This window comes from Litchfieldella xinjiangensis, assembly GCF_000759345.1.
Taxonomy (GTDB): Bacteria; Pseudomonadota; Gammaproteobacteria; order Pseudomonadales; family Halomonadaceae; genus Litchfieldella_A; species Litchfieldella_A xinjiangensis.
Map to the genome: position 1 here is coordinate 341047 of NZ_JPZL01000004.1, position 17836 is coordinate 358882.

Sequence of the window (17836 nt, forward strand, 5' to 3'; positions counted from 1 at the left end):
CCGCAAGCCCGGGATGGTGCAAGCGTTGGCATGAAACGATGCACCAGCCCCCAAACCAGGCCAGCGAAACGACCTGGAGGTGTACGCTTTTTTCTCGGCCACGGACATGCTGTAATGAATGTAGTAAATTCACTACATCCGTGTAAATGTTCATACAAGAGAGGGCTTTCACGCGACTTGGGTTTGCCTGAACGCCACCTTTATATACCCTCGAGATAACCACTCGTTGAGACCGTCCTTAGGAGAGTTCACATGCCGTATGCGCTTCACGACCCTATCCGTCGCACCAAGATCGTCGCCACCCTGGGCCCGGCCAGCGACCGCGAAGGGGTGCTTGAGGCCATGCTCGAGGCTGGCGTCGATGTCGTTCGCCTGAACTTCTCTCACGGCAGCGCGGACGACCACCGCCGCCGTCTGGAGCGCGTTCGCGAGATCGCCGCCCGGCTCGGCAAGAGCGTGGCGGCGTTGGGTGACCTTCAAGGCCCCAAGATTCGCATTGCACGTTTCGAAAACGACAGTGTGATCCTGGAAGAGGACCAGTCGTTCATCCTCGACATGGCGCTGGATAGCCAAGCCGGTAACCAGGAGCGCGTTGGCTGCGACTACAAGCAGTTGGTCGACGATGTCGAAGCGGGCGATCGCCTGCTGCTGGATGACGGTCGCCTGGTGCTCAAGGTGATCCAGGTGGCCGCCCCCGAAGTGCACACGATCGTCGAAGTGGGGGGCAAGCTATCGAATAACAAGGGAATCAACAAGGAAGGCGGTGGGCTCTCCGCCGAAGCCCTGACCGACAAGGACAAGGCCGATCTCAAGACGGCCATCGATATCGGCGTCGATTATCTCGCGGTATCGTTTCCTCGCACCGCCGAAGACATGCTGGAAGCCCGCCGCCTGCTGGGAGAGGAAGGCAAGGAAATCGGCCTGGTGGCCAAAATCGAGCGGGCTGAAGCCGTTGCCGATGAAGCCACCCTGGATGGCATCATCGAAGCGTCCGAGGCAGTGATGGTGGCGCGCGGCGACCTGGGGGTCGAAATTGGCGATGCGCAATTGATCGGTATCCAGAAGCGCTTGATCAAGCGTGCCCGCACCCTGAACCGGGCGGTAATCACCGCGACGCAGATGATGGAATCGATGATCAGCTCGCCGTTGCCGACCCGTGCAGAAGTGTTCGATGTCGCCAACGCCGTACTCGACGGTACCGATGCCGTCATGCTCTCCGCCGAGACCGCTGCCGGGGACTATCCGGTGGAAACCGTCGAGGCCATGCATCGCTTGTGTCTCGGTGCCGAACGCGAACGGACTGCCCAGGAATCCGGCCACCGCATGCATGAAGGCTTTTCGCGCATTGACGAAACCGTCGCCCTGTCGGCCATGTATGCCGCCAACCACCTGGAGGGGGTCGCCGGCATCGCGTGCATGACCGCTACCGGCTATACGCCGCTGATTGCCTCTCGCATTCGTTCCGGCCTGCCGATCGTTGGCCTGGCCCACAGCCCGATCGCCCACCGGCGCATGGCGTTGTATCGCGGCGTGGTCTCGCTCTATTTCGATACCGATGGGCTCGAGCCGAGCGAAATGGACGCGGCTGCCATGAAAATTCTTACCGACCGCGGCCTGATCCTGCCTGGCGATCACATCATTCTGACCCGAGGCGATCACATGAACGCCCATGGCGGAACGAATACGCTGAAGATCCTCGAGGTACGCTGACATGAGCGATGCGCGGCCACGCCGACAGGTACAGCGCACGCTTCCGGCAAGGAAGCGGATCGCCCTGATCGCTCACGATGGCAAGAAGCCCGAGTTATTGGCCTGGATCGAGCGCTGGAAAGACACCCTGGCGCAACACCAGCTACTGGGTACCGGCACGACAGCGAGTCGTGTCACCAGCGAGCTGGGGCTCGAGGTGGAAGGCCTGATGAGCGGCCCGCTCGGCGGCGACCAGCAGATTGGGGCGCGTATTGCCGAGCAGCGTCTCGACCTGTTGATCTTCTTCTGGGACCCCTTCGCCCCTCAGCCGCATGATCCGGATGTGAAGGCGCTATTGCGACTGGCAGCGCTCTGGAACATACCGGTGGCGACTAATGTGGCGAGTGCCGATTTCATGCTGTCGTCACCCCATCTGAACAAGGCGATAGAGATCGACATCATCGATGCCGGTGCCTGGGTCAATCATCGTACTGGCCCATAGCCCAAGGCCTTCTTTCGCTTTGCTGCACATGAAATCGGCTGCCCAAGGGCAGCCGATTTCATTTCTGACGACGCTAGTCCAAGCCTCAGGATTCGGGCTCGTGACTGGGCTTGGTGCGTTTTGCGCGGCCCGTGCGTGACGGCTTGGGCTTGGTATCCGCTTTCGTCTGGGTCTGGGTCGACGCCTTGCCCCTACGCGAGCGGGTGCCGGTCGTAGCGGCCTGACTGGCCGAACGGGACTTGCTTCTGCCGCTTTTCTGAGCGGTGGAAGTGCCCGTGCTGCCGGCAGCCTTGGCCGAAGTTGCAGAACGCGTCGCTGACGAATCGGCCGAGTTTGATGCTGCGGCGTTGTTGTCCGCCTGCTTTTTCGGCGCGGCCTGCTTAGGCGAGGCCTGCTTAGGCGCGGGCTTCGATTCGATCGCTTTCTGCTCTGGCTGACGCGCCTTGTTGAAAGCGGCCTTGATCAATTCGTAACGCTCACCGGAATGCTCGGTCATCGGCGTGCATGCCTCGAGCACATGGTCGATATGCGCCAGTTGATCGTCGATTTCGGCATTGCTCAAACCGCTGAGGAGATGCGGGATAGTATCCAGCGCCGCCTGCCGATCGAGCTTGAGAATGAAGAACTGGTCGCGCACCAACGCCTTGAAGTGGGCCAGGTTGGTGGAGGGCTCCACTTCGGAGCGGGTCGCCTTGAGTCGCTGGAAATTGCGCTCGTCGGTGGAAGGCGCCCCGCCGAGAATGAAGATCAGCGCGCGCATCACTGCCTCTTGAGGGCCGCCGCTATCGATCCGTGAGCACAGTTCCTGCTTGCGATTCTCGACGAATCGGCGATGCTCCGGCTCGATGCCCGGGCGACGACGCAATGACTCGCCTCCAGCGCCTAACCCGACCATGGTCTGCAGCCAGGGTTGGCCATACACATTGAGAAAGGTGCGCTCGGTCGCTTGGTCGCGCACTTCGCGATAGCCGTCAAGGGATTGTTCGATCTGGTGCGAGACCATGCCCTCGAACACCCGCCAGGGATTGGTGTCGCTCGCTGCGTGGCGATCCTTACGTACCCAATCTGCCCACACCGGGACCGGCACCATCAGGGGATTGCGATCGGAATAGAGCTTGTAGCCCAACCGAATGGGATGCATGCGACGAATCCAACGTGCCGCCGAGGGCGTCATGATGGCCTGCATCCATGGCTGAACGAGCATCTGATAGATACCGAGATTGATGTCGGACACCCGAGCTACCGTTGCGAAGCGCCGGTCGTCCTCCTCGATTGGATGCACGATCTCGTCGAGATCGTCCAGGTCGCGTGGGGAGAACTCCAGTAGATAATCGCCATCGGCGTTCACCGCATCCTCACGGGTTGCCGTCTCGGTCACGGCCGTCTCGTAGAGGCCGGGCGGCAGCACATCGATGTAATCCATGTTGGCCGTGAATTCGGTATGTTCACGCCGCGAGACACTCCCCGAGACGAAAATGCCCAGGTGCCCCGTGGTGTCGTGTACGCAGTAGACGATCGTCTGTTCGTTGGCCTGGATGTCATCGACATCGGCATACAGGTCTCGCACCCAACCCAGCGCCTGGGGTGGCGGCGTAATGTCGTCGCCCCGCGAGCAGAACACCACGATCGGCGAGCGGATATTGCGAAGATCGATACGCCGTCCATCGCGAGTCGACAACTGAGACGTACTCAGCCGATTGCCGATGAAGAGGTTGTCGACGATATATTGGATCTCGTCGGCGCCCAGCACCACGTGGCCGCCCCACCAGCGTTCGAAGTTCAGATAGCGCTCGGCTTCGCTGTCGATGTTGGCGAACAGGCGATATTGCTTGGTCCAGAGCGTATTCGCGGGATTGAGGTTCTCGAAGTTCTGAACCAGCCAGGCACCATCGAACAGCCCCGCTCCCAGGTCGCCCGCGAAAGCGGTCATCCAGCTACCGCCATTCATGCCACCGGCGTAGCGCATCGGCGCCTTGCCGCGCTCACCCGACCAGTAGGACAGAGGGGCGCCGGCGATCAGGATCGGCCCAAAGACGTCCGGCTCGAGGGCCGCCGCCATCATGAGCTGCCACCCTGCCTGGCAGTTGCCGATCGCGACCGGCTTCTCCACGGTATCGGGATGGCGAGCCGCCACTTCACGCATGAAGACGATCTCGGCGTCGGCCACGTCCTCGACCGTCTGACCCGGGACAGGAAACGGTAAGAAGCCAATGAAATAGCAAGGGTGTCCTGCGCGCAGCGCGACGCCGATCTCGCTGTCTGGCTTGAAGCCACCAATGCCCGGGCCGTGCCCGGCACGAGGGTCGACGACCACGAACGGGCGCTTATCGGGATCAATGGTGATCCCCTGCGGTGGAACGATGCGCATCAATTCATAGTTGACCGGTCGCGGCAGATCGCGACCGTCCATCAGCACTTCGGCATCGAAGCCCAGGACGTTGGGCTTGGTCTTTTCCATATGCTCGAGATACTGGTTGCCACGCTCACGCATGACATCCAGATAGAGCACACTGCGCTGGAGCGTATCGCGCCAGTAATCAAATGTGTCGCGGCCGATGCCCAGCGGATCGAATAACGACAGCGTGGATCTGGCAATTTCGGTATAGGCCGGCAACATGAGGAACTCCCGTGAACTGTATTGCTGCACTGCAATACAGATTAGCCCGAAACCCTGTGTTTTGTCATGCGCTGCATGCTCGAAAGCGCTATTCGATCTCCACCAGCACTTCGCCAGGCATGACGCGCTCGCCGCGGTTGACATGAATCGCCACTACCTTGCCTGTCACCCGGGCATGCAATTCGGTTTCCATCTTCATGGCTTCTGTGATCAATATGGGCTGTCCTGCCTCGACCGAGTCCCCCTCACCGACCAGCACGTCAACGATGGTGCCTGGCATGGCCGTCGTGACATGCCCCGCCAGCGTGGCCCGGGCACGCCCGGGGAGCGGAGGGGCCAGGTAGGCGTCGCGAGGTTCGAAGACCACCGCCTCGGGAATCCCATCCAGAGTGAGATAGACCTGCCGCTTGCCGCCGGTATCCCGCCCGACCCCCGTAATCTGGACCTCGTAGGACTCGCCATGAACGTCGATGACGAACTCGGTGGGCGTGCCTTCGCTGGCGGGCCGGTCGGTGTCCTGCTTAACGTCCAAGGGCTCGGGTACTAACGTGCCGTCACGACGCCCTTCGAGGAATTCCCGACCGATATCCGGGAACATGGCATAGGTCAGCACATCATTCTCATTGTCGGCCAGTGCACCGATTTCTTCAGTGTAGCGGGCCATTTCGGGGGCCAGATGATCGGCGGGACGGTCTTCGTTGACAGGCTGGTCGCCGATGGCCAGGCGCCGGACCGCTTCATCGACAGGCGCAGGCGGCTGGCCATAGCCCCCCAATAGGTAGCGCTTGACCTCGTTGGTGACCGCTCGATACCGCTCGCCGGTAAGCACGTTCATCACTGCCTGGGTGCCAATGATCTGCGAGGTCGGCGTGACCAGCGGCGGATAGCCGAGTTCGCCACGTACCCGTGTGATCTCGTCGAAGACGTCGTGAATGCGCCCCAGGGCATTCTGCTCTTTCAACTGATTGGCCAGGTTGGACATCATGCCGCCCGGAATCTGGCTGATCTGGACGCCGATGTCTTCCCGCGTGAACTCGCTTTCGAACGCCACATAGCGGCGCCGCACCTCCCGCAGGCGATCGCCGACCGCCTTGATGGCTTCCAGGTCCAGGCCGCTATCGTATGGCGTGCCCTGGAAGGCAGCGACCATCACCTCGCTGGCAGGATGGCTGGTGCCCCCCGCGAAGGCCGAATTGCAGGTATCGATATGACGACAACCCGCTTCGACTGCCTTGAGGTGGCATTGCCCGGCCAGCCCCGAGGTGGCATGCGTATGCAGATGAACGGGTACGTCCACTGCCTCCACCAGCGCCGAGACCAGGGTGTGCGTGGTATATGGCGTGAGTAATCCCGCCATGTCCTTGATGGCGATGGAATCGGCGCCCATGTCGACCAGGCGACGCGCATCGTTCACAAACATGTCGTGGGTATGCACGGGGCTCACCGTGTAGCAAAGTGCCGCCTGGGCGTGCTTGCCGCTGGCCTTGACGGCGGCAATGGCCGCCTTGAGGTTACGCAGGTCGTTGAGTGCATCGAAGACGCGAAAGATATCGATGCCCTCTTGAGCGGCGCGCTCAACGAAGCGAGTGACGACATCGTCGGCGTAATGACGATAGCCAACCAGGTTCTGCCCCCGTAGGAGCATCATCAGCGGCGTGCGCGGCAGCGCCTTGCGCAGCGCCGTCAGGCGTGCCCAGGGATCCTCCTTGAGAAAGCGCACGCAAGCATCGAAGGTCGCCCCGCCCCAGACTTCCAGGGCGTGAAAACCGATGGCATCGAGCGCCTCGCAGACCGGCAGCATGTCTTCGGTGCGCAAGCGGGTCGCGATCAATGACTGGTGCCCATCCCGGAGCACCACATCGGTCAGGTGGACGCGGGATGGCGAAATGTCGGGCATAATAAGCAATTCCTTGTTCGGCTACACCTTGCAGGATGATCCCATGAACCCCTACAGGCCGGCATGCGCCGCGATGGCCGCAGCAATGACCAAGGCCACTTCCTCGGGGTGACGCTTTACCGAATAGTTCATCAGCTCGGGGTGGGTGGCGATGAAGCTGGTATCGAAGATGCCGCTACGAAACGAGGGCTGGGCGAGTATCGCCTCGAACAGTCCGGCATTGGTCTTGACGCCTTGCAGGCGCATGTCGTTCAGAGACCGCGTGCCTCGATTGAGGGCTTCCTCCCATGTCATGCCCCAGACGATCAACTTGAGGCACAACACCCCGAAATGCGGCGGAAACCGATAGCCGGTATAGATGGCGGTATCGGTGCGCACCCCCGGGCCGCCCGGCGCATAGTAGCGAGTGATACGACCGAAGGAAGGCAGGAAGTCGTTGCGCGGGTCTTCGGCATTGATGCGAAACTGGATAGCGTAACCATGGTGGCGGATGTCCTCCTGGCGAAACGCCAACTTGAGCCCGGCGGCGATACGGATCTGCTCGCGAACGATATCCACCCCCGTGATCGCTTCGCTGACGGTATGCTCGACCTGAATCCGCGGGTTCATTTCCATAAAATAGATTTCGTTGTCGCGGATCAGGAACTCCACGGTTCCAGCGTTCTCGTAGCCCACCACCTGGGCCGCTCGCACCGCCAGGCGGCCCAGGTAGGCCCGTTGTTCCGGCGTCAGGTGCGGGCACGGTGCCACCTCGAGCAATTTGCGGTTATGGCGCTGGATCGAGCAATCGCGCTCGAAGAGATGGATAGTTCCCGCATGGCTATCGGCCAGAATCTGCACTTCGACATGTTGGGCGCAATGGATGCAGCGCTCGAGGTAGACCTTGGCCGACCCGAAGCGCGTCGAGGCCTCATTGACGACACGCTCCCAGGCGGCCTGCAGCTGTTCAGGCGACTCGCAACGACGGATGCCGCGACCACCGGCACCGTTGGCTGCCTTGAGCATGACCGGGTAGCCAAGCTGCTCGGCCTGCTGCAATGCGGCTTCACAGTTATCGATATCGCTCGAAACGCCGGGAATCACAGGTATCCCCGCCTCGCGCATGCGTCGCCGAGTGCCGGGCTTGTTATTGAGTTGCTCGATGACCCGCGCATGCGGCCCGATGAAGGCAATGCCGGCATCCGCGCACAGGTCAGCGAAGGTGGCGTTCTCGGCGATGAAACCGTAGCCGGGATGGATGGCATCGCAGCCCGTTTCGCGGGCCAGGTCGACCAGCCGCCGGGCATCCAGGTAGCCGTCGAGGGGGTCGTCGCCAATGAAGTAGGCTTCATCGGCACGCTTGACGTGCAGCGCGAAGCGATCCGGCTCGGTGTATACGGCGACCGAACGAATCCCCATTTCGGCGCACGCCCGCTCGATGCGCACGGCAATCTCGCCTCGATTGGCAATCAGCAGCTTGCGAAACACAGGGCGCCTCCGGTCATAGTCAAAACGTCGCTTTTTTGCCAAGCTATAAGGCCGAACTTATACCTAGCGGAAACTCGATGTCGCGCCCCAGCCTGCTCAATCGCTTGACCTTTCGTCAGCTCCAGGTCTTTCAGGCCGTGCATCGCCAGCAATCCTATTCGCGGGCGGCGGAACAGCTCGGCCTGACCCAGCCGGCCGTCAGCGCTCAAATCCGCCAGCTCGAACAGGCGCTCGAGCAACCGCTGTTCAAGTATGCCGGAAAGATGCTGCACGTGCTGCCTGCCGCGGATGCGCTGGCCGCTTCGGTCCAATCGATCTTCGGTCAGGTCTCCAGCCTGCAGATGGAGCTCTCGGAGCTTGCCGGCACCATCCGTGGCGAGCTCAACCTGGCTGCGGTCTCTACCGCCCAATACGTGGTGCCGCATATCCTGGCCCGGTTCCGCGCTCGCTATCCCGAGGTTCAGATACGCCTGCGGGTATGCAACCGCAGCCAGGCGCTGGAACGCCTTGCCGAGCGGCGCGACGACCTGGTGATCATGGGCATGGTGCCCGAGGATGCCAACCTTTCGTTCATGCCGATTCTCGACAACGAGATGATCCCCGTAGTGTGGCCCGGCCATCCGCTTCTGACCGCGCAGGCCCCGACGCTCGAGGATTTCGCTCGCCATTACGTGCTGATGCGCGAGCCCGGGTCGGGCACGCGCACCGCCTTCGAAGAGTTCGTCTCCCGCGAGCGGGTCTCGCTGCTGCATACTATCGAAATGGGCACCAATGAAGCCATAAAGCAGGGAGTGATGGCCCATCTTGGCGTCGCGGTCCTGCCCCGCCTGGCGGTGCAGCTGGAACTCGCCTCGGGGCTGCTCGCCTCACCCAGCCTGCCCGGCTTTCCGTTACGACGCTCGTGGTGCACCGTGCATCCCCTCGATCGCCACCCTTCGCCCGTGACCGAGTTATTCCTGCGCTTCGTGCGCGAACTGCTGCCCGAGCTCAATGCGCATTTCCGCTCGCCGCTGGAACCGATGCCGGGACATGGGGTCGTCTGCCTGCCCCTGTCGACCCCTCACGACGGCTGAACGCAAGGCAAGGTTGTGGTAGATTGGAAGTATCGCTGCGCCGAGCATGCCAATCACGGCGCATCACGCCGAATGAGGCCGATCGAGAGAGCCACGAGACGATATGAGCAATAAGTCCTCGCAGTCCGTTTCAAGCGGAGAAAAATACCGCAACGAACACGGCATGACCGTAATCAAGGACGGCATGAAGCAGCGCAGGCAGGCCGAACAGGCTGAAGCGAGTGCCGCCACCGGCCGCAAGCCACCCTGGCTGCGCATTCAGGTTGCCGGTGGCGAGCGCTTCGATGCCGTCAGGCGCAACGTCAACGAGCATCGCCTGAGCACCGTCTGCGCCGAATCCCACTGCCCCAACATGGGCGAATGCTGGAGTAATGGTACCGCCACCATCATGCTGATGGGCTCGGTGTGTACCCGCGCGTGTCGTTTTTGCGCCGTGGATACCGGCAATCCCCGGGGATGGCTCGATCTCGAGGAGCCCGAGAATACTGCCAAGTCGGTCGAGCTCATGGGACTGCGCTACATCGTCCTTACCTCGGTCGACCGGGACGACCTGGACGATGGCGGGGCCGGCCACTACGCCGCCTGCATTCGAGCCATCAAGGCACGCACGCCCGAGGTGGTGGTTGAAGCCCTGACCCCGGATTTCGATGGCCGTGAGCATGACGTCGAAGCCGTGGTCGACTCCGGGCTGGAAGTGTTCGCCCAGAATGTCGAAACCGTGGAACGACTCACCTCGCGCGTTCGGGACCCCCGGGCCGGCTATCGCAAGACCTTGGATGTACTGGCCCATGCCAAGCAGCACCGTCCCGGCGTGCTGACCAAGACCAGCCTGATGCTGGGGCTCGGTGAAACCGAGGAAGAGATTCTCGCCACGTTCGACGACTTGCGGGCCATCGGAGTGGATATCGTGACCTTGGGACAATACCTGCGCCCCACCAAGAATCATCTGGCTGTCGAGCGCTGGGTCACGCCGGTGGAGTTCGAGAAATACCGTCAGTGGGGTCTCGAAAAAGGCTTCATGGAGGTGGCATCGGGACCCCTCGTGCGCTCTAGCTACCGGGCCGACAGGGTCTTCGAAAAGAATAACCTGGGCTTGGCCGCCCCCGCTGCCATCCCGGGCCAGGAACCCGACCCGGACATCATTCCCGCCATCAACGTGGGCTGAGCGTGATGCCCTGCTCCCGGCAGGGCATCGGTAGCCCTTCCTGCCTCTCGATATCCCGCGACAGTAACCCAGCCAGACGTGCCACGAGCCGATCGGCCGTGGCATCGAGGCTCGTATCTTCAGCGACCCAATCGCTGAGCCGAGTCATCGACATACCGGCATAGCCACAGGGATTGATCCGGTCGAATGGGGCGAGATCGGCGTCGATATTGAGCGCCACCCCATGAAAACTGCCGCCACGGCGAATCCGCAGCCCCAACGAGGCAATCTTGGCCTCGCCGACGTAGACCCCCGGCGCATCGGGGCGTGCATGGGCCTCGACATCGTGTTCGGCCAGAACCCCGATCACTGCCTGCTCCAGTGCAGTAACCAGTTCACGCACCCCCCACTTGCCGCGTTTGACGTCAAGAAGCGGATAGAGCACCAGTTGCCCTGGGCCGTGGTAGGTCACCTGACCGCCACGATCGGTCTGGATGACCGGAATATCCCCCGGCATCAGGATATGCTCCGCCTTGCCCGCCTGGCCCTGGGTGAACACCGGCTCGTGCTCGACGACCCAGAATTGATCGGGGGTATCGGCATCGCGGCTATCGGTAAGCGAACGCATCGCCTGCCAGACCGGCTGATAGGGCTGGCGACCAAGATGGTAGACCTGGATCGGTGACATCGATTCTCTCTTCTAGAGCACCATGTGCACGCGACCCGTGGCCTTCAGCGAGGTGAACAGCGCACTGAGTTGCGACTCACCGGTGGCAGTGATGGTGATGCGTATCGATTGGAAGCGCCCGTTACGGCTATCGACGACTTTTACATGGCGCCGATCGACACCAGGGGCATGGGTTTCGACGACGTCGATCACCACATCACGAAAGTCGTCGGCGGCGTCGCCGACGACTTTCAGTGAATAATCGCAGGGGAATTCGATCTTGGGGGCGTCGGTCGGTGTCTGAGTCATGACGTTACTCGGCAATAGGCGTTTTCGTCATTTTACGCGACACCGCCCGCCGCCACCAAACGGGGCTCAGTCAAACAGCCCCATGAAGAACTGGCGGATAGTATCGAACAGGCGCTTGAAGATACCGCCCTCCTCGACGTTTTCCAGCGCGACCAACGGGAACTCACCCAGCGTCTCGTCATCGATACGAACCTCCAGGGTCCCGACCCGCTCGCCCGCCTGGATCGGCGCTTCGATGGAGTTCTGAAGATTGAGTCGTGCCGTCAGCTCTTCGCTGCGCCCACGGGGCACGGTCATGTGCACGTTGCGATCCACCCCGACACGCAGTTGGTCCTTCTCGCCCTTCCAGATCCGTGGCGTATTGAGCACGGCGCCCTGATCGTAAAGCTTGAGCGTTTCGAAATAGCGGAAGCCATAGCTAAGCAGCTTCTGGGTTTCCTGGACGCGGGCTTCCTCGGAGGACGTGCCCATGACGACCGAGATCAACCGCATGTCATCACGCTTGGCTGATGCAACCAGGCAATAACCCGCCGCCTCGGTATGGCCGGTCTTCAGGCCGTCGACACTGGGGTCGCGCCACAACAGGTTGTTGCGGTTGGGCTGGCGAATGCCGTTGTAGGTGAAGTAACGCTCGGCGTAGATGGCGTAGTGCTCGGGATATTCGTTGATGATGTTTTGCGACAGAATCGCCAGATCGTGGGCCGACGAGTAGTGTTCACTATCGGGCAGCCCGGTCGCATTGACGAAATTGGTGTTGTTCATGCCCAGGCGTGACGCATGTTGATTCATCAGGTCGGCAAAGGGGCGCTCTCCCCCCGCGAGATGCTCGGCGACTGCGACACTGGCGTCATTGCCTGACTGGATGATGATGCCGTACAGCAGATCCTGAATCGAAACCTGCGTCCCCACCTCGACGAACATCTTCGAGCCACCGGTGCGCCAGGCCTTTTCGCTGATATTGACCATATCGCCCATGGCGATGTTGCCCTGGTTGAGCTCGCGCTCGACCAGATAGGCCGTCATCAACTTGGTCAAGCTGGCCGGCGGCAGCCGCTCCTGGGAGTTATGCTCGACCAACACCTCACCGGTGTCAGCATCCATCAGTATCCATGACGAGGCCGCCAACTGCGGAGGAGAAGGGATCATCGTCTGCGGGATGACCGGCTGCGGCGACGGCTGTGACATCGCCGGCAAACTGAACACGGCCATGCACACCATGACCAGGGTGAGCAGACACTGACGGCCGAAGGAAGCAAAAACAACTCTCATGACACCGGATCTCGTCTTAAGGGCACTGAAGGGGATGGACTGCATAACGGGCATTGGTTTCGTTGGTTTCATGGTGCGGCGTTGACGACGAACGCCTGCTGGTAACCGGCTCGGCGCAATTCGTCCCGCACCGGCTCGACTTGCTCGGGACCCGCGAGCGGGCCGACCTGGACGCGATGTACGCCGGCCTCGCTGTTTACCCTCACCGGCTGGGAAATCTCATCCTTGAGCCGCGCCTGCAAGGCCTGGGCATTGCTCATCGAACCCAGCGCAGCCACCTGAAGGAACATGCCATTGGCAGGTGCCGGTGCCGGCGTGCTGCTGGCGGCATCGGTACGCTCGGTGGCATCCGCCGAGGCGACCTCTCGCGTTTCGGGTGCCAAGGCTACGCTCTGTTGGCGCGGTGGCGCTGATGAACTTGCCACCCGAATCCCGGACGACTGCTGTCCGGCTGCCTGTCGACTATTGCCCTGCTGGGCCTGCCACGCCACCGGATCGATAACTTCCACGCTCACCCTGCCCGTTCCACGGCCGAGGATATCCAGGCGTGCCGCCGCTGCATAGGAAAGATCGATTTCGCGGTCGTCATGAAAAGGTCCTCGATCGTTGACCTTGACGATCACCGAGCGACCGTTATCGGTATTCGTGACTCGAGCATACGTCGGCAACGGCAACGATTTGTGGGCGGCCGACATCTTGTACATGTCGTAGATCTCACCGCTGGCGGTGGTATAGCCGTGGAATTTCTCGCCATACCAGGAAGCGATCCCCTGTTTACGGTAACCGGTCGGATCAGCCAGGACGTGATAGGTCTTGCCCCATACCTCGTAGCGATCACGATTGCCACTGGCAGATCGGGGCTCATTGCGCGGCACGGCATCGGGCACGTTGGAGACGTCGGGCGGGAGATCGGGATAGGCATCGCTGGCCATAGCATAGCGACCCGTCGATGTCGACGTCACGGCCGTGTTCGGCGATCCGCTCGCTGTCTCCTGGCGAGCGCCCCCACCACTCCCTGCGCAACCGCTTAGCACTAGCGTCAGCGCCACGATACCCACCAGAGGCTTCATGGCTGCTCCTCCCGGGAGGCCTGGATCGCTTCGGCCAATTCGGTAACGGCCATGGCATACAAATGGCTGTGATTGTAGCGGGTGATCACGTAGAAGTTGTCATGCCCCAATCGATAGCGGTACTGACCGTCGACATGATCGAGAGCCAGGGGAATGACGCTCTGCTCGTCCTGCATGGCGTCGTCGGCATCCGGCTCGATGCCCACCTCGCTCAGGCTCGCCAGCGTGGTATAGGGCGGTTGGGTCTTGTTGAAACTGACTGTATTAGGCAGTTCATCCGGTCCCTGGGCTTCGCTGTAAATCGGCGCATCGGCCACCCAGCCATGCTCGGCGAAATAATTACCGACACTGCCGATGGCATCGACAGGATTTTCCCATAGATCACGCTTGCCATCGCTGTCGAAATCCACGGCATAAGCGCGGTAACTCGTCGGAATGAACTGCGGATAGCCCATTGCACCAGCATACGAGCCGTTCAACGAGCCAGGGTCGACGCCCTGTTCACGTGTGATTTCCAGGAAGGCCAGCAGCTCGCCACGGAAGAAATCGCCCCGACTCGGATGGTGGAATGCCAGCGTCGACAACGAATCGAGCACGCGATGCCGCCCGGTAAACCTGCCGTAGCTGGTCTCCACCCCAATGATCGCGGCGATGACCGGCGCGGGCACACCGTATTCCGCTTCAGCGCGCTCGAACGCGTCACGATGCGCCTCGATGAACTCGACACCGCGCTCGATACGTTCAGGCTGGAGGAAGATATCTCGATATTCGTCCCAGCGCAGCCGACGTTCGGCGGCCCCGGCCATCGCATCGAGGACGCCTTGCTGGAACTTAGCATCGCGCATGGCCTCGATGAGCCATTCCCGCTCGACACCACGCGCTTCCAGTTCCTGAACCAGGGCCGCGACATCCTCGCGCTGATCGGGATCGAAATCCAGCGCGGCGAAGGCCGATACGGGCGCTATCACAAGCCATAATCCAGCGGCCATGTAGCGCATTGACCTTCCATGAAAGCGAGGTGCCGTCATGTTGCAAATCTCCTGAGCAGCAAGCCTATCGCGGCAGTAAACGGCGGTGGGCCTGAATCGACATGAGAATACCGAAACCGGCCATCAGGGTCACGCTGGAAGTGCCCCCGTAACTGACCAGAGGCAACGGCACCCCGACCACCGGCAAAATACCGCTGACCATGCCGACATTGACGAAAACGTAGATGAAGAACGTCAGCACGATGCTACCGGCCAGCAATCGCCCGAACGTGTCCTGTGCCGTATTGGCAAGCCACAATCCGCGGCTGACGATAAGCAGGTAGAGAACCAGGACAACGACCATGCCGAGCAGCCCGAATTCCTCGCCCAACACGGCTACGATGAAGTCCGTATGCCGTTCGGGCAGAAACTCCAGCTGCGACTGGGTTCCCTGGAGCCAGCCCTTGCCCAGGAGCCCGCCGCTGCCGATCGCCGTGGTCGACTGAATGATATTCCATCCCGACCCCAGCGGATCGCTCTCGGGGTTGAGGAACGTCAGCACGCGCTGGCGCTGATAGTTATGCATGTTTAGCCACAGCACCGGCAAGGCAGCAGCAGCAATAACCGCCAGCAACCCGACGAAGCGCCATGACAGCCCCGCCAGCAACACCACGAAGACTGCCGCACATATCACCAACAATGAGGTGCCAAGATCCGGCTGCTTGGCGATCAATACCACCGGCACGGCCATGAGAGCGGCACATACGACCAGGTCACGCCAACGGGGCGGCAGTTCACGCCGGCTCAGGTACGCCGCGAGCATCATCGGCATGGCCAACTTCATCAGTTCGGAGGGCTGGAACCGGATCACCCCGGGAATTTCCAGCCAGCGCTGAGCCCCCATTCCCATGTCGCCCATGATCTCCACGGCCACCAGCATCAATACCGTTATGCCATAGAGCACCGGAGACCAGCGCACGAAGGTGGTCGGCGAGAATTGTGCCAGGACGATCATTGCGACCAGGGCAATGCCAAATCGGGTCGCTTGCGCCATGACCACGGGCAGCCGCTGCCCACTCGCGCTATAGAGCACTAGCAGCCCGGCCCCCATGAGGATCACTAAAAGCAGCAGCAGCCAGGGATCGATATGTATCCGCAGCCAGAAACTCCGGCGCCGTGTCATGCCGCTTTGGGGAGGACGCACCGGGTGGCCGCGCATGCCCCGGGTCAGATCGACAAACGCCATGTACTACTCCTCGGCTTCCAGCAGGGCTTCGACGTCCCGCTCGTTCTCTTCGGGTTCGAGCAACCAGGCATCCGTCATGGCCCGTGCCAGGTGCGCCGCGTGTGTGCTGCCACCGCCCGCATTCTCGACGATCACGGATACGGCGATCTGCGGATCCTCGATCGGTGCGAAGGCCATGAACAATGCGTGGTCGCGCAGGCGTTCTGCCAGTTCGGCCGCGTTATACTTCTGGTCCTGCCCCAGCGAGAACACCTGGGCCGTACCCGATTTGCCCCCCATGCGGTATTGCAGGTCGACCCCGGTTCGGCGCGCCGTGCCTTCCGTCCCCGAAATGACCTTCTCCATTCCCGAGTAGATGCGATCCCACCATTCGGGCGTGGCAAGTTCGATATCTTCCTTGGTTCCCGGCAGGTCCGCTGGCATGGGGTCATCACCAATGCGCTGTGCGATACGCGGCATGACCCATTTTCCACGATTGGCAAGTACCGAGGTTGCCGTGGCGAGTTGCAGCGGCGTGACCATCCAGTATCCCTGGCCAATACCCACCGACAAGGTTTCGCCGGGATACCAGGACTGATTGAAACGCGCGCGTTTCCAGTCGCGATTGGGCATCAAGGCAGTACTCTCGCCGAAGATGTCGTAGGTCACTCGCTCACCGAAACCGAAATCGTGCATGCGCTCCGAGATTCGGTCGATACCCAACGCATGAGCCAGGGTGTAATAGTAGGTGTTGTTGGAGACGGCAATCGAACGCTCCATGTCGACCCGTCCATGACCCCAACGCAGCCAGTTGCGATAGCGTCGCGAGTCGTTGGGCAACTGGAAGTAGCCGGGGTCATAAATGGTCTTGTTAGGCGTTATCTCCCCCTCGACCAGCCCAGCCAGGGCCATGAACGGCTTGATGGTGGACCCTGGGGGGTATTGGCCGCGTATCGCCCGGTTGAATAGCGGAAGATCGATATTTTCCTGCAATGCCCGGTACGAAGCCTGATCGATGCCAGTGACGAAGCGATTGCTGTCGAAGCCGGGTGACGACACCATGGCGAGGATCTCGCCGGTGCCCGGCTGGATCGCAACGATGGACCCACGCCGGCCCTCGAGCAATTCGTGACCCAGGGTCTGCAGTTGCTTGTCGAGCGTCAGGGTGATGTCCTGGCCGGGAACGGGATCGCTGCGTCCTAGCTCCCGGAGCACACGGCCCCGGGCATTAGTTTCCACCTTGCGAAAACCGGCTTGGCCGTGCAGTTGATCTTCATAGAAGCGCTCGACCCCGGTCTTGCCGATGAAGTGGGTCCCGGCATAGTTACCGACATCCAGCGTTTCCATCTCTTCGGCATTGATGCGCCCCACGAACCCCAGGGCATGGGCAACGATTTCCGCATCGGGATAGTAACGCAGAAGCTGGGCCTCGATCTCGACGCCGGGTAGACGATGCCGGTTGACGGCCAATCGAGCAATTTGTTGCTCGTTCAAGTCGCTCATCAACAATGCCGGCTGGAAGGGGCGCTGACGCTGGCGGGAACGTTGACGGAATGCCTCGACGTCCCCTTCGGGGAGCTCCAGCAAGTCGACCAGCAAGCCCAGGGTCGCCTCGACGTCGTCGACCCGCTCGCGCACCATCATCAAGTTGTAGGTGGGCCGGTTTTCGGCAAGCAATTCACCGTTGCGATCGTAAATCAGCCCCCGGGTGGGAGGCAGGGGCTCGACACGTACCCGGTTATTCTCCGAGCGCGTGATGTAAACCTCATGCTTGACGACCTGAAGGTAGGCCAGGCGCCCTGTGAGCAGCCCCAACAGGCCCACCACGACCAGCAGGGCAAGCAGCGAGCGAAGTCGAAAAATGCGGACTTCCTGCTGTGCGTTCTTCAACGCGGGACGAGGCTTACGCATGAATGGGGCTCGGATCGATCATGGGGGG

General features: G+C 61.4%; 14 protein-coding genes. 4 read left to right on the forward strand and 10 right to left on the reverse strand.

Annotation, left to right across the window (positions count from 1 at the left end; all coding sequences use genetic code 11):
• The first annotated feature begins 252 nt into the window (after nucleotides 1-252).
• Nucleotides 253-1710, forward strand: a complete 1458-nt coding sequence (gene pyk, locus JH15_RS16320) for a pyruvate kinase (RefSeq protein ID WP_043532257.1) — start codon at nucleotides 253-255, stop codon at nucleotides 1708-1710.
• A gap of 1 nt (nucleotide 1711) precedes the next feature.
• Nucleotides 1712-2191: a methylglyoxal synthase gene (locus tag JH15_RS16325; protein WP_043532259.1), complete on the forward strand. Its 480-nt coding sequence runs from the start codon at nucleotides 1712-1714 to the stop codon at nucleotides 2189-2191.
• An 85-nt stretch (nucleotides 2192-2276) separates the two neighbouring features.
• Here the strand turns inward: JH15_RS16325 and JH15_RS16330 are convergent, their stop codons facing one another.
• From JH15_RS16330 to JH15_RS16340, 3 genes are all read right to left on the reverse strand, one after another.
• On the reverse strand, nucleotides 2277-4808 hold the full coding sequence (locus tag JH15_RS16330) for a DUF3141 domain-containing protein (RefSeq protein ID WP_043532261.1): 2532 nt from the start codon (nucleotides 4806-4808) through the stop codon (nucleotides 2277-2279).
• A gap of 88 nt (nucleotides 4809-4896) precedes the next feature.
• Complete coding sequence (oadA, locus tag JH15_RS16335; RefSeq protein WP_043532263.1) at nucleotides 4897-6705, reverse strand: sodium-extruding oxaloacetate decarboxylase subunit alpha; 1809 nt, start codon at nucleotides 6703-6705, stop codon at nucleotides 4897-4899.
• 51 nt (nucleotides 6706-6756) lie between these two features.
• Nucleotides 6757-8172, reverse strand: coding sequence for an acetyl-CoA carboxylase biotin carboxylase subunit (locus JH15_RS16340; RefSeq protein ID WP_043532265.1), 1416 nt, complete (start codon nucleotides 8170-8172; stop codon nucleotides 6757-6759).
• A gap of 77 nt (nucleotides 8173-8249) precedes the next feature.
• Here JH15_RS16340 and JH15_RS16345 point away from each other — a divergent pair, with 77 nt between their 5' ends.
• Both JH15_RS16345 and lipA read left to right on the forward strand, forming a co-directional pair.
• Nucleotides 8250-9245 (forward strand): LysR family transcriptional regulator, encoded by a 996-nt coding sequence (locus tag JH15_RS16345; RefSeq protein WP_043532267.1) that lies wholly within the window; start codon nucleotides 8250-8252, stop codon nucleotides 9243-9245.
• Nucleotides 9246-9348: 103 nt separating this feature from the next.
• Complete coding sequence (gene lipA, locus JH15_RS16350; RefSeq protein ID WP_043532268.1) at nucleotides 9349-10410, forward strand: lipoyl synthase; 1062 nt, start codon at nucleotides 9349-9351, stop codon at nucleotides 10408-10410.
• Here the strand turns inward: lipA and lipB are convergent.
• The 7 genes from lipB to mrdA form a co-directional block, all read right to left on the reverse strand.
• Complete coding sequence (gene lipB, locus JH15_RS16355; RefSeq protein ID WP_052384191.1) at nucleotides 10397-11077, reverse strand: lipoyl(octanoyl) transferase LipB; 681 nt, start codon at nucleotides 11075-11077, stop codon at nucleotides 10397-10399. The genes lipA and lipB overlap by 14 nt on opposite strands.
• 12 nt (nucleotides 11078-11089) lie before the next feature.
• Nucleotides 11090-11365 (reverse strand): HP0495 family protein, encoded by a 276-nt coding sequence (locus JH15_RS16360; RefSeq protein WP_043532270.1) that lies wholly within the window; start codon nucleotides 11363-11365, stop codon nucleotides 11090-11092.
• A gap of 66 nt (nucleotides 11366-11431) precedes the next feature.
• Complete coding sequence (locus JH15_RS16365) at nucleotides 11432-12634, reverse strand: D-alanyl-D-alanine carboxypeptidase family protein (protein WP_081949087.1); 1203 nt, start codon at nucleotides 12632-12634, stop codon at nucleotides 11432-11434.
• 68 nt (nucleotides 12635-12702) lie between these two features.
• Nucleotides 12703-13704: a septal ring lytic transglycosylase RlpA family protein gene (locus JH15_RS16370; RefSeq protein ID WP_043532272.1), complete on the reverse strand. Its 1002-nt coding sequence runs from the start codon at nucleotides 13702-13704 to the stop codon at nucleotides 12703-12705.
• A complete protein-coding gene (gene mltB / locus JH15_RS16375; RefSeq protein ID WP_043532274.1) occupies nucleotides 13701-14732 on the reverse strand; it encodes a lytic murein transglycosylase B in 1032 nt (343 codons plus the stop codon). Before mltB ends, JH15_RS16370 begins: the two co-directional genes overlap by 4 nt.
• A gap of 25 nt (nucleotides 14733-14757) precedes the next feature.
• Complete coding sequence (gene rodA / locus JH15_RS16380) at nucleotides 14758-15918, reverse strand: rod shape-determining protein RodA (RefSeq protein WP_043532276.1); 1161 nt, start codon at nucleotides 15916-15918, stop codon at nucleotides 14758-14760.
• 3 nt (nucleotides 15919-15921) lie between these two features.
• Nucleotides 15922-17808 (reverse strand): penicillin-binding protein 2, encoded by a 1887-nt coding sequence (mrdA, locus tag JH15_RS16385; RefSeq protein ID WP_043532278.1) that lies wholly within the window; start codon nucleotides 17806-17808, stop codon nucleotides 15922-15924.
• Nucleotides 17809-17836: the final 28 nt, after the last annotated feature.